This is a genomic window from Stenotrophomonas sp., assembly GCF_032061965.1.
Classification (GTDB): domain Bacteria; phylum Pseudomonadota; class Gammaproteobacteria; order Xanthomonadales; family Xanthomonadaceae; genus Stenotrophomonas.
On sequence record NZ_DAMBEF010000001.1, the window covers coordinates 116985 to 135186 of the forward strand.

Genomic DNA, 18202 nt, shown 5'->3' on the forward strand with positions numbered 1-18202 from the left:
GATGAAAGCCCTCACCTACCAGAGCGCCAACCAGGTAAGCGTAGAGACCGTACCCGATCCCATGCTTGTGGCGCCCGATGACATGATCCTGCGTGTGACGGCCACCGCGATCTGTGGTTCGGACCTGCATATCTTCCACGGCAAAATCCCCGGCATGCAGAACGGCGATGTGCTTGGTCATGAGTTCATGGGCATCGTCGAAGAGGTCGGCAAGGACGTGACCCGGGTCAAACCCGGTGATCGCGTGGTCATCCCGTTCGTGATTGCCTGTGGCCACTGCTTCCATTGCCTGTTGAGCGAGTACTCCGCCTGCGAGACCACCAACAGCGGCCCGGGCGCCTCGCTCAACCGCAAGGGCATCAAACCGCCGGCAGCCTTGTTCGGCTACAGCCATCTCTATGGCGGCGTAGCCGGTGGCCAGGCAGAGCTGGTGCGGGTACCCAAGGCAAATGTGGGGCCGTTGCCGATCCCGTCCATCCTGAGCGATGAACAGGTCCTGTTCCTGTCCGACATCCTGCCTACCGGCTATCAGGCCGTGGTCAACGCTGGCGTGAAGCCCGGCTCGACCCTGGCGATCTTCGGCGCAGGCCCGGTTGGCTGCATGGCAGCGGCGTGCGCGCGCATGCTCGGTGCCGAAACGATATTCATGGTGGATCACAACGCTTACCGCCTGGCGTTTGCCCAGGCAAGTTACGGGGCCATCCCGGTCAACTTCGACGAGGTTGATGCCGCCGAAGTAATCATCGAGTCCACTGCAGGTCGCGGGGTAGATGCCAGTATCGACGCGGTCGGGTTCGAAGCCAAAGGCAGTGCCACCGAGACGTTGTTGACTGCCTTGAAGCTGGAGGGGTCCAGCGGCAAGGCGCTTCGACAATGCATTGCCGCAACCCGCCGGTGCGGCACGGTCAGCGTACCCGGCGTCTACGCCGGATTCATCCACGGCTTCCTGTTCGGAGATGCCTTCGACAAGGGCCTGACTTTCAAGATGGGGCAGACCCATGTACAGGGCCTGATGCCGGAATTGCTGGAGGCTATCGGCGAAGGCCAGCTGTCCCCCGAGATGATCATCTCCCACCGAATGAAACTGGCCGATGCGGCCCGCGCATACGAGATTTTCGATCAGCGCCTGGAGGAATGCCGCAAGGTTGTACTGACGCCATGACAACGAAGCGGGCCCCCTTGCGGGGGCCGGCCAGAATCAACCGACGATCAACGACCAAGGCAAGCCAGACCCGTTGAACCGGTACCTGAAGCCCTCGCAATCAATCTGCTGTGCAAGGTTTCCCTCTTCATCCATCAAGGTATTCACCTCGACCATGCGATCCATCCCGCCGCCGGGGCGTTTGCCCGGGATGTCCAGCACGGTTCTCAAGCTTCGTTGCTCCGTCGAAACGACCTTGACGGGACGTCGCTCGCGCCCGGGCCCTTCCAGATAGAGTTTCATGCTTTTCACAGCCTAGTCTCCTGATGTTGCCCCCTTCTTCCGGCAGATCGTATATAGGACCGGGGATGTGAAGATCGGGCCAAAATCACCGGGAAAAGCCGTGTTTTGTGATTGCCTGCAAAAAAACCCGACCGCTTTCCAGCATTCGCGCCGTGACACCAATGCAGGCCAAAGCGCTGAGTCTCCATTCATCGTTCGCAAGCTTCCGCGAGCCGAAGCCGCAGCGCTACCCGCGACCCTCGGGCATCCGCCACTGCGCGCAGTCAATCAAGCTGCACAAGCTCGCGTCCGTTGCAGAGCACGCTGCCTCGCGCTTGCCGATAGTCCACTCGAAGACCACCGGTGAACAGGGAGAATGCCGGCAACACGGTGCGCTCCTGGCCGATCCAGAACAAGGGGTGCGCTGGCAATGCAGGCAACTTCAGTACAGGGTGCAGATGGCCGCAAAGCACATGCCCTGATGCACCAGCGCGTGTCGCAGGCGCATGGCGGAATACGAAAGGGCCTTCATGCGTGCCGTCCGCAATCAACCGCGCCCCCGCAACATCAGCATCCAACGCCCGGTCGTGGTTGCCTGGCACCACGCACACGTTAACCTGCCCATGCGCCTGGCGGAATGCCTGCCAAGCGGCATCACTGGCAGCTGAGCGCTGGCCGTGCAGAAAGTCGCCCAGTATCCACAGTGAAGCCGCCGCGGTCATATCCAGCAAGCCGGCCAAACGGGCCAGGTCGGCACGCGTGCCACCGCTCGGAACCGCGATGCCGGCCCGGCGCATCACCGCGCCCTTGCCCAGGTGCAGGTCGGCCACGATCAGCCTTTGCCGTGCAGGCCAGTAGAGCGCCCTGTCGGCCAACAAGATCATCGGCTCACCGCCCAGCAGCAGCTGCAGGCTTTCAGCCATGGCGTTGCTCCAGGCGCTGTGCCGCGCGTTGCACCCGCTGTTTCCAGTCCTCGCTGCTCAAGCTGCCACGCCGGGATTCGGCCCACAGGGGAAAAGACAGTGGCGTCAGCGTTCGCGGCCGGGTCAGCAGCAGCTGGCGACCCGCGCATTCGTGCACAACGCGCTGCAAGGTGGCCACGTCCAAGCGTTGCTCCAGCACCTCACGCTCGGCCTGACGCAGAAGGATATGGCCTGGGTCATATTGGCGTAGAACGTCGTAGAGCAGACTGCTGGACGCCTGTAGCTGGCGGAGACTGCGCAATGCGCGGCCTGGCAACGAGGGTGGCAACAGCCCGGCTACGCGCGCGATCTCGCGGAACTGGCGCCGTGCCAGCTCGCTCATGTTCACCGCCGCGCGCAGATCGCGCAGCAGCGCTTCCGGGGACAACATGGCAGCTAGTGTCTGTTCGTCCAGTTCCAATGCGGATGTCGTCGAGATGGCCAGGCCATAGTCGTTCACCGAAAAGCCGAAGGTGCTGGCAACGCGTTGACTCCAGCGCAGCGACAGCACCGCTGCCAGGCCTTCGTGAACGGCACGGCCGGCGAATGGGTACAGGAACAGATGCCAGCCGTCACGCGTCTTCAGCCACTCGGCCAGCAGCTGTCCCTGTGCAGGCAATGCGGACAGCTTGGACTGCAACGCCAGCAAGGGACGCAACGCCCTCAGTTCGGGCGTAGCCGGCGGGTCGGCCAGCACCTGCGCAACATGTGCGGCCAGGTCCGTGGACATCGGCATGCGCCCTCCCTGCCACCGCGGCACCACACCGCTGCCTTGCTTGGCAGGCCGCACGTACGCGGTCATGTCCTGCAATCGCAGCAAACGCAGGGTGCGACCCGCGAACTGGAATACATCACCCGGGCGCAGGCGCGACAGAAAGCTTTCTTCGACACTGCCCAGTGCCCCCCCCCGCGCCATCCGCACCAACAGCGCACCGTCGCTGGTGATGGTGCCGATCGACAGCCGGTGGCGGAACGCCACCCGACGTTCGGTGACCTTGTAGACCCCTTCCTCGTCGCGACTGACGCGACAGAATTCCGGGTAGTGCTGAAGGGCGTTGCCGCCCTGGGTGATGAACTGCAACACCTGCGTCCAATCTTCGGCGGACAGGTCCGCATAGGCATGGGTGGTGCGCACCTGCGCAAGCAACTGGTCTGCATCGAAACCACCGGCCAGGGCCAGCGTTACGCAATGCTGGGCAAGCACATCCAGCGACAAGGTCAACGGCTGCCGCGACTCCACCTCGCCCGCACGCAGCGCCTGCCGTGCTGCTGCATACTCGGCCAGCTCCAGCGCATGGGTGGGCACGCAGATGATGTCGCCGGCCTGCCCCGGCCGATGCCGCGCCCGTCCAGCGCGTTGCAGCAAACGTGCCATGCCCTTGGGACTGCCCAGTTGGATCACCTGGTCCACGGTCGGGAAATCAACACCAAGGTCCAGGCTGGAGGTCGCCACCACGCAACGGATACGGTCTTCGCGCAGCCCCTGCTCCACCAGCCGCCGCAACGTGGGATCCAGTGAGCCATGGTGCAGCGCCAGCGCTTCCGCGTTCTCCAGCCACACCGCTTGCAGCGCCTCGTACCACAGCTCGGCCTGGGCCCGGGTATTGGTGAACAGCAGGGTCGTGCGGGCCTGCGCGATCTGCTCCACCACCGCCTGCATCTGCGACAGGCCAAGATGGCCCGCCCAAGGAAAACGCTCGCCCTGCTGTGGCAGCAGCGTCTTCATGTGCAAGCCGCGCGGCGTGGCTGCACGTATCAGCGCGGTATCGGCCAGATGCGGCAGCAGCACCTGCCGTGCCTGCTCAAGGTTGCCCAAGGTCGCCGACAAGCCCCAGATGCGCACCGCCGGCAACCAGCCGCGCAGCCTTGCCAGGCACAGCTGCAGCAGCACCCCGCGTTTGTTGTCCAGCAGCGCGTGCCATTCGTCGACGACGATGGCCTGCAGCGATGCAAGTTGCGCCTGGGTGTCGGGGTAGCTCAACAGCAGCGCCAAGGATTCGGGCGTGATCACCAGCACGTCCGCCTTCCCTTGCCGGGCCAGGCGCTTGTCGCGGGCGCTGGCGTCACCGGTGCGCATGGCCACCGTCCACGGCAAGCCCAGCCCGTCGATGGGTTCGTGCAGGGCGCGCACGGTGTCACTGGCCAGCGCACGCAAGGGCGTAATCCACAGCACCCGCGCGCGCGCGGTGCCGGGGTTGCGCCGTTTCGCAGGCTTGGTCGGCGGCGGCGGCAGCTCCGCCAGTGCCTGCAGCAAGGGGCCGCCGATCATCGCCAGGGTCTTGCCGCTGCCAGTGGGTGTGACCAGCAGACCGGACTGACCATCGCGGTAACGTCGCCACACTTCCCGCTGGAACGGGGCGGGCTTCCACCCGCGTAGTGCAAACCACTCGGTCAGTGCCTGCTCGAAGCGCTTGACCCCGGCAGCGCGTCCGGCCATCACTGCGCCACCTTGCGCAGGGTCTCCAGCACATCGGCTTCGCTGGCGGGCTTGTCCCGCCGCCAGCGCAGGATGCGTGGAAAGCGTACGGCCACCCCGGACTTGTGCCGCGCCGAGAGGTTGACTGCCTCGAAACCCAGCTCGAATACCTGCTGCGGTTCGACCGCCCGCACCGGGCCGAAACGCTCGGTGGTGTGGGCGCGTATCCAGCGGTCAAGTTCGGTGATTTCCTTGTCGTCCAGCCCCGAGTACGCCTTGGCGATCGGCACCAGCTTGTCGCCATCCCAGACACCGAAGGTGTAGTCGGTATACAAGGTGCTGCGGCGCCCGTGACCGCTTTGCGCGTAGAGCATCACTGCGTCGATGGTGAGCGGATCAACTTTCCACTTCCACCAATCACCACGTTTTCGCCCATGTCGATAAGGTGATTGGCGGCGCTTCAGCATGAAGCCCTCGACCCCGCGCTGCCTTGCCTCGTTGCGCAGTGCGGCGGCGGCCTGCCAATCCGCCAGCTGCACCTGCGGCGACAGCTGCAGTAGCGGCGAGTCGTGGGCCTTGAGCAGGTTGGCCAGCTGCTGCCGGCGCTGCTGTAGGTCCTGTCCACGCAGATCGTGGCCGTCGAGCTCCAGCAGGTCATAGGCCAGCACCCGCACCGGCGTCTGCGCCAGCACCTTGGGCCCGGGCTTGCGCCGTTGTATGCGCGTCTGCAGCGCGGTGAATGGCAGCGGCTTCTCGTCTTCGCTACGCCAGGCCAGCAGTTCGCCATCAATCACGGCATCGTGGGCGAGCCGGGCCAGATCAGCCTCGATCTCCGGGAAGCGCCCATCCATGCGTTCCTCGCCACGCGACCACAACACGATATCGTTGCCACGGCGGATCAGCTGCACGCGGATGCCATCCCACTTCCATTCCAGCAACCAGTCATCGATTGCGCCTAATGCCGCCGGATCGCCCTCCAACGCCGACGCCAGGAAGAACGGATACGGCAAGGCCGTGTCCCCCGGTTGCGGCCCCTGTGCCAGCAAGGTCTGCATGAAGCCCGGCGTGGGTGAGGTGAAGCCGAGCATGCGCTGTGCCAATACCGACACGTCCAGTCCCGAGAGCTCCGATAAGGCTTTCTGCACCAAACCCTGCGATACCCCAACCCGCAATGCGCCGGTCAGCAGTTTGTTGAACACGAAGCGCTCGCGCATCGGCAGTTGCCGCCAGGCCGCGACGATCACCGCCCGGCGCTGCTCCGGCGGCGCATTGGCCACAGGCAGCAAGCGCTGCTGGATCCATTGCGCAAGACCGACGTCCTCCGCTGCATCGGGCGAATCATCCAACAGCAGCGCCAGCGTTTCCGCCAGGTCACCCACCTGGTCGTAGCTGGCCTCAACCAACCAATCGGGCAGCCCGCTCTCCTGCGCCACCCATTGGCGCAGCTCGCTGCTGTTTGCGATGCGCGCCTTGGCGCCGCCCACCTTTCCGCCGGTCAGCAACCACAGCGCCCAGACCGCATCTTCGGCGGGCACGTGACGGAAGTAGTCGACCAAAGCGGCACGCTTTTCCAACAGCGACGTGCTGCGGTCCAGTCGCTGGTACAACGCGGCGAACGCCCGCATCAGTCCTCCTCGCCCCGCAGCAAGGCAAAGGTGGTGGCGTGTAGCCCGCCCTCGTTGAGCGTGCGTACCAGCGCATCGGTATTGCCATGGGTAGCCACCACGCGCTGCGCTCCGGATTGTCTTACCGTCTGCAGCAATGCCGGCCAATCCGCATGATCGGACAGCACGAAGCCACGATCGTAGTTGCCCCGACGGCGGTTGCCGCGCAATTGCATCCACCCGGAGGCGAAGCCTTGCTGTGCCCGGCGGAACCGTCGCAACCAACTGCTGCCTGCCGCAGACGGCGGTGCGATGATGAGGCGGCCGGCGAAGTCCGCGCCCCGCGCTTCGTCGGCCACGCGCTGGGTTTCAATCATGGCGATGCCGGCGCCCCGGTAGACCTGCACCCCGTTATCGACCGCACCGTGCAGCCAAACCGGCGCGGTCTCGCCCAGCGCAAGCAGTTCGGCAAGCACACGCTGCGCCTTGCCCAGGGCGTAGCAATAAAGGATGGCGGCCTCTCCCTGCGTTCCGCATTCGTCACGCCATGCGGCGATCTCGGCAACAACGGATGGCGTATCGGGCCAGCGATAGATCGGCAGCCCGAACGTGCATTCGGTGATGAAGGTGTCACAGCGCACCGGCTCGAAGGCTTCGCAGGTGGGATCGGGCTGGCGCTTGTAGTCGCCCGATGCGACCCAGACCTGCCCGTCGACCTCGATCCTCACCTGTGCCGATCCCAGCACATGCCCCGCCGGATACAGGGATACGGTCGCCGCGCCCAACCTGAAAGGCTCACCATAGGCATGGCAGACATAGCGCTGCGCACCAAGACGCCACTCCAGGATGGGCAGGCTGGCATCGCTGAGGTGGTAACAGCCCATGCCAACGCGCGCGTGATCGCCGTGACCGTGGGTGATCACCGCCCGCGCCACCGGCCTGCCAGGATCGATGTAGAAGTCACCGGCGGGGCAGTACATGCCTTCGGGCCGCAATACGACCAGGTCACCACTCATCCGCTGCCTTCCTACGCGAATCGATGACCAGACCATGTCACGACGCACGTGTAGGGACCGTGGGCTCCCATTAACGGAATGTCGATGCCGTATCCCGGGAAACACGTTGCTGGCACATGGCCGGACCGCGCCTGCCGGGCACCCGATTCGCCCTGTATCGGGACTGGCTCATTCATGGATACCCCGTCGTCCTTCCCTGTTTCGCGCTGGCGGGCCTGCACGCCAGCGGCGAGCACTACCGGGCCAGCCGCGCAAGCTGAGCCCCGCCCAGCTGCAAGCGGGGCCGGGGCGCGTTCCGGCATGCGCACCCTCCCCCTGCCGGGCGGCGGAAAACCGGCGCCGGTGGACTGGCACCGCTCTTGCATCTGCTGGGCCATGAGCCCCGAACTTGCCCTGACCGAACTGCGTGGAGGCCTGGTAGCCACCTTGTGGGTTGCCGGCCCCTTGTTGCTGGTTGTCCTTGTCGTCGGCGTAGTCGTCGGCATCATCCAGGCAGCCACCCAGCTCAACGAGCCCACTATTGCCTTCGTGGCCAAGGCCGGCGCGTTGACTGCCGCGCTGTTCGCGCTTGGCAGCCTGCTGCTGGGCCATCTGGTCGAATTCACCATCCTGCTGTTCCAGCGCATACCGCATCTGATCGGTTAGCCGGATGGACGCCGTTACCCGGATGGCCATCGACGGCCAGCAGGCCTTCGCCATCATCGGCACCACCTTGTGGGTGATGCTGCGTATCGGCGCCATGCTGATGGCGATGCCGATGGTCGGCACCCATGCCGTGCCGGCGCGGGTGCGGGCGATGCTGGCGATCGCGCTGGCCGTGGCATTGGCACCCGTGCTGCCGCCGGTGCCACTGTTCGAGGGCTTCAACTCGACCATCGTGCTCAGCATCCTGCGCGAGCTCGCGGTTGGGGTGAGTATCGGCTTTCTCTTACGCTTGATCTTCGAAGCCGGCGCCATGGCCGGCGAAATGATCGCGCAAAGCACCGGCCTGGCCTTCGCCCAGATGGCCGATCCCATGCGTGGCGGTAGCTCGGGCGTGATCGGCCAATGGTTCTACCTGATGTTCGGCTTGCTCTTTTTTGCCGGCAACGGCCACCTGGCGCTCATTTCGCTGCTGGTGGACAGCTACAAGGCGCTCCCCATCGGCACCGCCCTACCCGACCCGCACGCCATGCTGGCATTGGCACCTACGCTGGCCTTGCAGATTTTCCGTGGTGCGCTTTCCCTTGCGCTGCCGCTGGTGGTGGCCATGCTGGCGATCAACCTCGCATTTGGTGTGCTGGCGCGCGCCGCCCCCGCACTCAACCCGATGCAGTTGGGCCTGCCAGTCGCGCTGTTATTGGGCATGGCGTTGTTGACCCTGCTTGCGGGGGAAATGGGGGCTCCCGTGCAGCGCCTGTTCGATCAGGCATTTGATGCAGCCCGTCAAGTGACAATGTGACGCCCGGCACAGCTCGGCGTCGCAGCGGTTGCATTCGTCGACAGCCCTCTTGCTGCCAAACTGTTACCCGAGGATAGTCCTACAGTAGCCATGGGCGGCAGGGGACAGAAAGCCGCACGGCACTTCGCTACCGCGTTCGTGGAGCGAACACCAAAAGGAGGGGTTTGATGCTTGAAGGCAGCTACAACCCGCTGTTTGTGGTTCTGTCCATCCTGGTTGCCATCCTCGCCTCTTTCACGGCATTGGACATGGCCTCGCGGGTTACAGCCACGCAACCGCGACGCACGGCTGCACGCTGGCTGATTGCCGGCGGCGTGGCGATGGGCGCAGGTATCTGGTCCATGCATTTCGTCGGCATGCTTGCCTTCCGCCTGCCGATCCCATTGGGCTACGACCTCTGGCTGACGGTGCAGTCATTGCTGGTTGCCATCGGCGCATCGCTGTTTGCGCTCTGGCTGGTATCGCGCCCCACCCTGCCGCACCTGCGCCTGGCACTGGGCGCCCTGCTGATGGGGCTGGGCATCGCCTGGATGCATTACGTCGGCATGGCCGCACTGCGCATGCAGCCGGATATCGACTACGACCACCGCTGGTTCGCACTTTCCATTGTCATCGCGGTGGCCGCCTCCTGGAGCGCGCTGTACATCGCCTTCCGCCTGCGCACCGCCGAATATGCACTGCCACCGCGGCTGATTGCCTCGGCGGTTATGGGCCTGGCCATCGTAGGCATGCATTACACCGGCATGGCGGCCGCGCGCTTCCCCGAGGGGGCCGTCTGCGGCGCCGCCCGTAGTGGCGGCATTCCCACCGAATGGCTGGCGGCCTGCGTGGTACTGCTGACGGTCGGCGTGATGGGGGTGGTGCTGACCATTTCGCTGTTTGAACAGCGTATGCAGGCAAGGCTGTTGCACCTGCGCAACTCGATGCTGGCCGCGTCGCTGGACGATGCGCGCAAGGAGCTGTTCCACGCCAGCCAACATGACGCCCTGACCCGCCTGCCCAATCGCCAACTGGTGCACGATCGCATCACCCAGATGATCGAGGCCGGCGAACCGTTCGTGGTGATGTCGATCGACATGGATGGCTTCCGCCACATCAACGGCACGTTCGGCACCCAGACCGGCGATGCCGTGCTGGTCGAGATCAGCGAACGCCTGCGCCAGCTGTTGCCAGCCGAAGACCTGGTGGGCCGCATGGGCGGTGACCAGTTTGTCATCGCCAGCCCGCTGTCCAGGACCACGGACATCGACGCGCAGGCAGAGCGCATCATCCTGGCCGTCAATTCCGTGCGGATAGCCGGTCGCGACATGCGCATGACCGGCAGCCTGGGGGTGGCCAGCAACGAAGGTGCGACGGTGTCCGCACCGCAGCTGGTGGCAATGGCGGAAACCGCCATGCGCTGCGCCAAACAGTCCGGCCGCAACAGCCACGTGGTGTTCGCGGACTGGATGAACGACAGTGCCGAACAGGACGCCCGCCTGGTCGAGGACCTGCGCAAGGCCCTGGGCGGCCCGCAGTTGTTCCTGCACTACCAGCCGCGGGTGCACGCCAACACTGGCCGCATCAGCGGCGCCGAAGCATTGATCCGCTGGCGTCACCCCGAGCACGGGCTGATCCCCAGCGAACGCATCATCCGCCTGACCGAGCAAAGTGGCCTGATCGAGACCCTGGGCGCCTGGGTTCTGGACGAGGCCTGCCTGCAGATGCGTAGCTGGCAGGATGCAGGCAACGGCGACTGGCGCATCTCGGTCAATCTTTCGGGCCGGCAGCTGGGTGCGCAGGCATTGCTGGACGATGTCCGTCGGTCGCTGGAGCGCAGTGAGCTGGCGCCGTCCCGCCTGATCCTGGAGATCAGCGAAGGCGCGGTCATGCGTGATACCGAGAACACGATCGCAGTGCTGCGTAGTTTGGCGGGCTTGGGTGTGGGCATCTCGATCGACGATTTCGGCACCGGCTTTTCGAGCCTGCTGCACCTGAAGCGGTTGCCGGCGACCGAACTCAAGATCGATCGCGCCTTTGTGGCCTCGCTTGAGGAAAGCGATGAGGATGTGGTGATTGTTTCAGCCATCGTCGCGCTGGCCCATGCGCTGAACATGCAGGTCGTTGCCGAAGGTATCGAAACTCCCGGGCAGCGCTCCTATGTCGAACGGCTGGGCTGCGACCACCTGCAGGGCTTCCTGCTTGGCCGACCCGTCAGTGCGGAAAACTTCATGCGCCTGCACGGTGGCGACGCGCGCCATGCCGCATTGGACGCGCGGATGGCCTCGCTGCAGAACGCTACCGACGAGTCCTAGTAGCCGCAAAGTCAAACACATGTAGCGCCGAGCCATGCTCGGCATGCGTTTGGCGGGGGACGACGCCTTGCCGAGCATGGCTCGGCACTACACGGGGGGTGGCTGGGACGGCCCCTTGCCGAGCATGGCTCGGCACTACTTGGGGGTTGGCTGGGAAGGCCTCTTGCCGAGCATGGCTCGGCACTACAGGGGCGCTGGCTGGGAAGGCCTCTTGCCGAGCATGGCTCGGCACTACATGGGCGCTGGCTGGGAAGGCCCCTTGCCGAGCATGGCTCGGCACTACATGGGCGGTGCGCTGTGGCTCTGGAACGGTTCTTGCACGGCCCGGATGAGCCCTTCATCCAAGCCGTGCAATGTCCGAGAACGAACAGGCCGGGGAAAAAACCGAACTCCCCACCGAAAAACGTCTGCGAGAAGCCCGCGAGCAGGGCAATATCCCGCGTTCCCGTGAACTGGCCACCGCCGCCGTGTTCGTGGCGGCGGTACTGGCGCTGTATGCCATGTCCGGCAGCATGGGCAGTGCTGCCCGGGAATGGATGAAGGCTGCACTCCGCCCCGACCCAGGCCTGATTGAAACCCCCAGTGCCTTGTTCGGCCATGCCGGCTGGGCGCTGCTCAAGCTGATGCTGGCCTTCAGTCCATTGCTGCTGGTCTGCGTGGCCGCCGGTTTCATCGCACCGGTGTTGATGGGCGGACTGCGCTTCTCCAACAAGGCGCTGGTTCCAGACCTGAACCGGATGAACCCGATGACCGGGATCAAGCGCCTGGTGGGTGCCGAAGCCTTGGCCGAATTCGTCAAATCCCTGCTGCGGGTGCTTTTTGTCGGCACCGCCGCCGGCCTTTGCATCTGGCAAGGCGTCCATGCGCTGCGCTCGCTGTTGCAGCAGCCACTGGAAACGGCCATCGGTGACGGGCTGGGTTTCACCCTCAAGCTGCTGCTGGCCACCGCCGGGGCCATGGCCCTGCTGGCTGCCATTGATGCGCCTTACCAGAAGTGGAACTGGCTGCGTAAGCTCAAGATGACCCGCGAGGAGCTGCGTCGGGAACTGAAGGAAAGCGAAGGCAGCCCCGAGGTGAAGGGCCGCATCCGACAGATGCAGATGCAGCTGTCGCAGCGCCGGATGATGGAAGCAGTGCCCAACGCCGACGTGGTGCTGGTCAATCCCACCCACTATGCCGTGGCGCTGAAATACGAAAGTGGGCGCATGAATGCCCCCACCGTCGTCGCGCGCGGCGTGGATGAATTGGCCCTGCGCATCCGCCAGGTCGCAGACGGCAACAAGGTCGCCATCGTCTCCGCCCCACCTTTGGCACGCGCCTTGTATCGGGAAAGCCAACTTGGCAAGGAAATCCCCGTGAGACTGTATTCGGCTGTCGCCCAGGTCCTGTCCTACGTCTATCAGCTGCGCCAATGGCGCACCGGCCCCATGCCGCAGATGCCCTCGCTTGAGATCGAGGAATTTGCCAAGGGAGCCCAGCCATGAGCGCAGCAGCCCAAGGCATGTCCGCAGGCCGCCTGCTGCAGATGCTGCGCCAGGGGATCGGCGCACCGGTGATCGTGCTGGCCCTGCTGGCCATGGTCGTCGTGCCATTGGCGCCGCCGGTGCTGGACGCGTTGTTCAGCCTCAACATCGCGATCTCGCTGATGGTGCTGCTGGCGGTGGTCTACGTGAAGCGGCCACTGGACTTCACCATCTTCCCGATCGTGCTGCTGATAACCACGATGCTGCGGTTGGCATTGAACGTGGCATCCACCCGCGTCATCCTGCTCAACGGTCAGGATGGCCATGAGGCCGCCGGCAAGGTGATCGCCGCATTTGGCGAGTTCGTCATTGGCGGCAACTACGCGGTCGGTATCGTCGTCTTCGCCATCCTGACCATCATCAATTTCGTGGTGATCACCAAGGGTGCCGGGCGCGTTTCAGAAGTGACCGCCCGCTTCATCCTGGACGCCATGCCTGGCAAGCAGATGGCGATCGACGCCGACCTCAACGCCGGTTTGCTGACGCGCGAGGAAGCCAAGCTGCGTCGCGAGGAAGTGCGGGAGGAAGCCGACTTTTACGGCGCGATGGACGGCGCCAGCAAGTTCATCCGCGGCGATGCCATCGCCGGCATCCTGATCCTGTTCATCAATATGCTCGGTGGCCTGGCCGTTGGCGTGATGCAGCATGGCATGCCGTTCGGTGAAGCCGCTGCCACCTACACCCTGCTCTCGATCGGTGACGGCCTGGTGGCGCAGTTGCCCGCCCTGTTGGTTTCCAGCGCGGTCGCCATGCTGGTCACCCGCGCTTCGCGTGCGCAGGACATGAGCCAGGCCATGATGGGCCAGGTGTTTGGCCAGTACCGCGCGCTGGCCATCGCCGCCGGCATCATCGGCCTGGTCGGTCTGGTCCCGGGCATGCCCAATCTTGCCTTCCTCAGCCTGGCTGCCGTACTCGGCTTCCTGGCGTGGAAATGCTGGAAACGTGAGCTCGCCAAGGAAGCCAGCAAGGCCGCGGCGGCGGCTGGCGATGCGCCGCTCAACGCGTTGGGCCAGCCACAGCCAGCGCCAACCGCCGAACTGAGCTGGGACGAACTGCGCCCCGTCGATCCGCTCGGGCTGGAAGTTGGCTACCGCCTGATTCCGTTGGTGGACAAGAGCCAGGGCGGCGAACTGATGGCGCGCATCAAGGGCGTGCGGCGCAAGCTGACCCAGGACCTTGGCTTCCTGATTCCACCGGTCCACATCCGCGACAACCTTGAGCTGCCGGCAAGCAGCTATCGCTTGCTGGTACACGGCGTACCCGTAGCCACCGCCGACATCCATCCTGACCGTGAGCTCGCCCTGGACCCGGGCAGCGCGATGGGCAAGCTGGACGGTATCGCCGGCAAGGACCCCGCTTTCGGCCTGGATGCCACCTGGATCCAGCCGCATCAGCGCGCCCAGGCCGAATCACTGGGCTATACCGTGGTCGACCCGGCCACGGTGGTCGCCACCCACCTGTCGCACCTGATCCGCGAACACGCGCCGGAACTGCTGGGCCACGAAGAAGTGCAGCAACTGCTGGCCAACCTGGCCAAGACCGCCCCCAAGCTGGCCGAGGACCTGTCGCCCAAGGCACTGCCGCTGTCCACGGTTGCGCGCGTGCTGCAGAACCTGCTGGTCGAACGCATCCCGGTACGCCAGTTGCGCAAGATCGCCGAGGCGCTGGTCGAAACCGCAGCAGTCACCCAGGACCCCACCGCGCTCACCGCCGCGGTCCGCAACGCGCTCGGCCGCTTCATCGTGCAGGAGATCGCCGGGATGTCGCCGGAGCTGCCGGTGTTCACCCTCAACCCGCAATTGGAACGGGTCTTGCAGGAGTCCACGCAAGGCAATGGTGCCGCACTGGAACCGGGTCTCGCCGAACGCCTCCACCAAAGTCTTGCCGATTGCGTCGGCAAGCAGGAGGCCCGCAACGAGCCCGCGGTCGTGCTGGTACCGGCACCGGTCCGCGCCGCGCTGGCGCGCCTGGTCCGACACAGCGTTCCGTCGCTGTCGGTCCTGGCCTACAGCGAGGTGCCGGAAGACAAGCGGCTGAAACTGGTCGGAACGATCAGCTGACGCACGGTCCACCGGCGACGCGACAAAAAACAGACACCCGACCCGATCCCGCAACAACGCGCACGAAGGAGCCCGCCACGCCATGTTCCACATCGCCACCGCAACGCCTTCGTCGCAGCCCCACTCCCGGTACCAGAACATGAAGATCAAACGTTTCGTCGCCGCCGACATGCGCACCGCCATGAACCTGGTTCGCAAGGAACACGGGCCCGATGCCGTGATTCTTTCCAATCGCCGGATCGAAGAAGGTGTCGAGATCGTGGCAGCCGCCCACTACGACGAATCCGCCGTACAACAGGCACTGGAAGCCACCCGCCCGGCTGCACCCGCGCCGCAGAAGCCGCGCAGCGCAGCCGAAGCCATCATGGCGGCGGTAACCCGACGCAAGGCGCCGGTGCAGGAACCTGTGGTTGCCACCGCTTCGGCCGTGGCGGCCCTGGCCCGTTCGGCAGTAGGCGCGACCGGGCGCTCGATCGACAACAGTCTGGAACTGGCACCGCCCAGCCGTTTTGCATCCCTGCTCAAGCAGCCAACCCTCGACACGCCCGTCGCCAAGGCTGCCGTGCCGCAACAGGTTTACGCCACCCTGCCCGCCAGCGCCGACGAACCGCCGGTGGTGCCGGCTTTCCGTCCCGCTGGCAGCGCCGCCAAGACACCTGCATTGGCGGAGGACAGCGTCACCTTCTCCGCCGCGTTGGCTGCACCGGCCGCCGCGGATCGCCCGCAGGGCCGCGCCCAGTTCCTGATCGATCCGCCGCTGCCGGCCGAACCGGCGCAGGTCACCCAGGTCAACCCGGCCCCGCTTGCAGCCACACCCGTGGCAGCAGCGCCGGCAGCGCCAATCGAGGTTGCTGCCATCCCCGTCCCCGCCCTCATCCCGGCCCCGGCGGCAGTGCCGGTTGCCGCACCGGTTGTGGTGGCAAGTGCTGCGCGTGACGACGAGCAACTGGTGCAACTGCGCCAGGAAGTGGCCGGCATGCGCCATCTGATCGAGCGCGAGATGAACCGCTTCACCGATGAGCGCCTGCGTGGCAGTGCGGTGCGTGCGAACGCCCTGGACCTGATGGACGAATATGGCTTCGATGCAGGACTGGCACGCGACGTCGCCATCCAGATCCCCGCCGACACCGATCCCACCCGCGCCCGCGGTCTGATGCTGGGGCTGATCTCCCGCAAGCTGCCGATCGCCCCCAGCGACCCGATCGAAACCGGCGGCGTCATCGCCCTGGTCGGCCCGACCGGTGCCGGCAAGACCACTACCATCGCCAAGCTCGCCTCGCGCTTCGCCGAAGCTCATGCGGCCCGCGACGTCGCCTTGGTCACCACCGACACCCAGCGTATCGGCGCCCGCGAGCAGCTGTATGGCTTTGGCCGCCAGCTCGGCATCGCCGTGCACGAAGCCAATAGCGGCACCGACCTGAACCAACTGCTGCTCAAGCTGGCCGACTACAAGCTGGTGCTGATCGACACCGCCGGGCTGGGCCAGCGGGACCGCGCCCTCACCGCCCAATTGCAGTGGCTGCGCGCTGCCGGCCAGATCCGCACCCTGCTGGTACTGCCGGCCAACACCAGCTTCCAGGACATGGATGAAGTGGTCCGTCGTTTCAGCGCGGCCAACCCACAGGGCGTTGTGCTGACCAAGCTGGACGAGACCGGCCGCTTCGGTTCTGCCCTGTCCGTGGCCGTGGATCACCGCCTGCCGGTGACCTGGGTGACCGACGGCCAGGACGTTCCGGAAGACCTGCACCGGGCCTCCGCCGCAAATCTTGTACTTCGCCTTGAAGATTTGCGCCGCGCGGCCGATATGCCCTGCAACCCGGAGTTGAACAATGCAGTCGCGTGAGTACGCCAAGCTGACCACTACCTTCCCGCTGTCGGCCACGCGCCGCGAACCGGCTGGCCCGGTACGCACCATCGCAGTGACCGGTGGCAAGGGTGGCGTGGGCAAAACCAACGTCTCGGCCAACCTGGCCGTGGCGCTTGCCGGCATGGGCAAACGCACGCTGCTGCTGGATGCCGACCTGGGCCTGGCCAATATCGACGTGGTGCTGGGCCTGCAGCCCAAGCACACCCTGGCCGACTTGGTCGCCGGGCGCGCCACCCTGGACGAAGTGATCATCGAAGGCCCGAACGGCGTGCTGGTCGTGCCTGCAGCTTCCGGCCGTCGGCACATGGCCGAGCTGCAACCGGCCGAACACGTGGGCCTGGTCAACGTTTTTTCCGAGCTCGAACGCGAGCTGGACGTGATGATCATCGACACCGCCGCCGGCATCACCGACAGCGTGCTGACCTTCTGCCAGGCCGCACAGGACACCGTTGTCGTGGTCTGCGACGAGCCGGCGTCGATCACCGATGCCTATGCACTGATCAAGGTGCTCTCGCGCGAACGCGGCGTGGACCGGGTGCAGGTAGTGGCCAACATGGCGCGTGACCCCAACGAAGGCCGCGCCCTGTACGAGAAGCTGGTCCGCGTCTGCGAGAAGTTCCTGATCGATGTCTCGCTCAACTACCTGGGCTGCGTGCCACAGGACGACTGGTTGCGCCTGTCGGTGCAGCGCCAGCAACCGGTGGTGAAGCTGTACCCGTCGGCGCCGGCGTCGTTGGCCATCCAGGAAATCGCGCGCCGCACCTCCCGTTGGCAGGCCCCGACCGCGCCACGCGGCGGCGTCGAGTTCTTCCTTGAACGCATCCTGCAGCAGAAGGTGAGCGCATGAACAACGCCGCTGCCCAATACCGCGAGATCCAACGCACCGCGGCCAATGAATGCATCGCCCGCCACGCGGACCTGGTCCGTCGCATCGCCCATCACCTGGCCGCGCGACTGCCGGCCAGCGTTGAGGTCGATGACCTGATCCAGGCCGGCATGATGGGCCTGATCGAGGCCTCACGCAGCTACGACGCCGAACAGGGCGCCTCGTTCGAGACCTATGCCTCGATCCGCATCCGCGGCTCGATGATCGATGAAATCCGCCGTGGCGACTGGGTGCCGCGCTCGGTGCACCGTCGCGCCCGCGACGCCGCCGCGACGATCCGCCGCCTGGAACAGGCCTCCGGCCGCGCCGCCAGCGCCAGCGAAGTTGCCCAAGCCATGGACATCCCGCTGCCCGACTACCAGCGACTGGTGGAAGACGCATCGCGCGGCCAGGTCCTGAGCCTTGAATCGCGCATCGAGGACCAGGGCGAGCTGGATACGCCCACCACCGGCGGCCCTACCCCGCAGCAGGTACTTGAGCGCAGCCAGTTCGGTGCCGAATTGGGCAAGGCCATCGGCCTGTTGCCGGAGCGCGAGCAGCTGGTGTTGTCGCTGTACTACGAGCAGGAACTGAACCTGAAAGAGATCGGCGCGGTGCTCGGCGTGAGCGAGTCGCGGGTTTGCCAGATCCACGGCCAGGCGATGTTGCGCCTGCGTGGTCGGCTGAAGATTTTCGAGTCGGCCGATGCCGGGCTCGAGGAACACTAAGAG

General features: G+C 65.5%; 14 protein-coding genes. 9 read left to right on the top strand and 5 right to left on the bottom strand.

Annotated elements, in window-relative coordinates:
* Position 1: 1 nt before the first annotated feature.
* On the top strand, positions 2 to 1162 hold the full coding sequence (locus RT460_RS00460; protein WP_313316503.1) for a zinc-dependent alcohol dehydrogenase: 1161 nt from the start codon (positions 2 to 4) through the stop codon (positions 1160 to 1162).
* Between the two features lie 36 nt (positions 1163 to 1198).
* Here RT460_RS00460 and RT460_RS00465 read toward each other — a convergent pair whose 3' ends face one another.
* The 5 genes from RT460_RS00465 to RT460_RS00485 form a co-directional block, all read right to left on the bottom strand.
* Positions 1199 to 1444 (bottom strand): hypothetical protein, encoded by a 246-nt coding sequence (locus RT460_RS00465; protein WP_313316504.1) that lies wholly within the window; start codon positions 1442 to 1444, stop codon positions 1199 to 1201.
* A 263-nt stretch (positions 1445 to 1707) separates the two neighbouring features.
* Positions 1708 to 2346, bottom strand: a complete 639-nt coding sequence (gene pdeM, locus RT460_RS00470) for a ligase-associated DNA damage response endonuclease PdeM (RefSeq protein WP_313316505.1) — start codon at positions 2344 to 2346, stop codon at positions 1708 to 1710.
* Positions 2339 to 4822: a ligase-associated DNA damage response DEXH box helicase gene (locus RT460_RS00475; protein ID WP_313316507.1), complete on the bottom strand. Its 2484-nt coding sequence runs from the start codon at positions 4820 to 4822 to the stop codon at positions 2339 to 2341. The genes pdeM and RT460_RS00475 overlap by 8 nt, the downstream gene beginning before the upstream one ends.
* Positions 4822 to 6426: an ATP-dependent DNA ligase gene (locus RT460_RS00480; protein WP_313316509.1), complete on the bottom strand. Its 1605-nt coding sequence runs from the start codon at positions 6424 to 6426 to the stop codon at positions 4822 to 4824. The genes RT460_RS00475 and RT460_RS00480 overlap by 1 nt, the downstream gene beginning before the upstream one ends.
* Positions 6426 to 7421 (bottom strand): ligase-associated DNA damage response exonuclease, encoded by a 996-nt coding sequence (locus RT460_RS00485; RefSeq protein WP_313316510.1) that lies wholly within the window; start codon positions 7419 to 7421, stop codon positions 6426 to 6428. The genes RT460_RS00480 and RT460_RS00485 overlap by 1 nt, the downstream gene beginning before the upstream one ends.
* Before the next feature lie 375 nt (positions 7422 to 7796).
* On the opposite strand from RT460_RS00485, the gene RT460_RS00490 reads away from it, so the two are divergent.
* The 8 genes from RT460_RS00490 to RT460_RS00525 all read left to right on the top strand — a co-directional run bounded on the left by RT460_RS00490 (position 7797) and on the right by RT460_RS00525 (position 18199).
* Positions 7797 to 8066, top strand: coding sequence for a flagellar biosynthetic protein FliQ (locus RT460_RS00490; RefSeq protein ID WP_313316513.1), 270 nt, complete (start codon positions 7797 to 7799; stop codon positions 8064 to 8066).
* Positions 8067 to 8070: 4 nt separating this feature from the next.
* Complete coding sequence (gene fliR / locus RT460_RS00495) at positions 8071 to 8862, top strand: flagellar biosynthetic protein FliR (protein WP_313316515.1); 792 nt, start codon at positions 8071 to 8073, stop codon at positions 8860 to 8862.
* Between the two features lie 167 nt (positions 8863 to 9029).
* Positions 9030 to 11156: an EAL domain-containing protein gene (locus RT460_RS00500; RefSeq protein ID WP_313316516.1), complete on the top strand. Its 2127-nt coding sequence runs from the start codon at positions 9030 to 9032 to the stop codon at positions 11154 to 11156.
* Positions 11157 to 11509: 353 nt separating this feature from the next.
* Positions 11510 to 12640, top strand: coding sequence for a flagellar biosynthesis protein FlhB (gene flhB, locus RT460_RS00505; RefSeq protein ID WP_313316517.1), 1131 nt, complete (start codon positions 11510 to 11512; stop codon positions 12638 to 12640).
* Positions 12641 to 12657: 17 nt separating this feature from the next.
* Positions 12658 to 14739, top strand: coding sequence for a flagellar biosynthesis protein FlhA (gene flhA, locus RT460_RS00510; RefSeq protein WP_313316664.1), 2082 nt, complete (start codon positions 12658 to 12660; stop codon positions 14737 to 14739).
* 139 nt (positions 14740 to 14878) lie between these two features.
* Positions 14879 to 16582, top strand: coding sequence for an AAA family ATPase (locus tag RT460_RS00515; protein ID WP_313316518.1), 1704 nt, complete (start codon positions 14879 to 14881; stop codon positions 16580 to 16582).
* The gene (locus RT460_RS00520; protein ID WP_313316519.1) at positions 16569 to 17453 is read left to right on the top strand and encodes a MinD/ParA family protein; all 885 of its coding nucleotides are present in this window, start codon (positions 16569 to 16571) and stop codon (positions 17451 to 17453) included. Before RT460_RS00515 ends, RT460_RS00520 begins: the two co-directional genes overlap by 14 nt.
* Entirely contained in the window at positions 17450 to 18199 is a 750-nt protein-coding gene (locus RT460_RS00525) for an RNA polymerase sigma factor FliA (protein WP_313316520.1), read from the top strand. Before RT460_RS00520 ends, RT460_RS00525 begins: the two co-directional genes overlap by 4 nt.
* Positions 18200 to 18202 lie beyond the last annotated feature (3 nt).

Bases quoted from the DNA above. Each gene is read 5' to 3' on its own strand.
- RT460_RS00460 (WP_313316503.1), top strand. From the start codon at position 2: ATGAAAGCCCTCACCTACCAGAGCGCCAACCAGGTAAGCGTAGAGACC.
- RT460_RS00465 (WP_313316504.1), bottom strand. From the start codon at position 1,444: ATGAAACTCTATCTGGAAGGGCCCGGGCGCGAGCGACGTCCCGTCAAG.
- pdeM (WP_313316505.1), bottom strand. From the start codon at position 2,346: ATGGCTGAAAGCCTGCAGCTGCTGCTGGGCGGTGAGCCGATGATCTTG.
- RT460_RS00475 (WP_313316507.1), bottom strand. From the start codon at position 4,822: ATGGCCGGACGCGCTGCCGGGGTCAAGCGCTTCGAGCAGGCACTGACC.
- RT460_RS00480 (WP_313316509.1), bottom strand. From the start codon at position 6,426: ATGCGGGCGTTCGCCGCGTTGTACCAGCGACTGGACCGCAGCACGTCG.
- RT460_RS00485 (WP_313316510.1), bottom strand. From the start codon at position 7,421: ATGAGTGGTGACCTGGTCGTATTGCGGCCCGAAGGCATGTACTGCCCC.
- RT460_RS00490 (WP_313316513.1), top strand. From the start codon at position 7,797: ATGAGCCCCGAACTTGCCCTGACCGAACTGCGTGGAGGCCTGGTAGCC.
- fliR (WP_313316515.1), top strand. From the start codon at position 8,071: ATGGACGCCGTTACCCGGATGGCCATCGACGGCCAGCAGGCCTTCGCC.
- RT460_RS00500 (WP_313316516.1), top strand. From the start codon at position 9,030: ATGCTTGAAGGCAGCTACAACCCGCTGTTTGTGGTTCTGTCCATCCTG.
- flhB (WP_313316517.1), top strand. From the start codon at position 11,510: ATGTCCGAGAACGAACAGGCCGGGGAAAAAACCGAACTCCCCACCGAA.
- flhA (WP_313316664.1), top strand. From the start codon at position 12,658: ATGTCCGCAGGCCGCCTGCTGCAGATGCTGCGCCAGGGGATCGGCGCA.
- RT460_RS00515 (WP_313316518.1), top strand. From the start codon at position 14,879: ATGAAGATCAAACGTTTCGTCGCCGCCGACATGCGCACCGCCATGAAC.
- RT460_RS00520 (WP_313316519.1), top strand. From the start codon at position 16,569: ATGCAGTCGCGTGAGTACGCCAAGCTGACCACTACCTTCCCGCTGTCG.
- RT460_RS00525 (WP_313316520.1), top strand. From the start codon at position 17,450: ATGAACAACGCCGCTGCCCAATACCGCGAGATCCAACGCACCGCGGCC.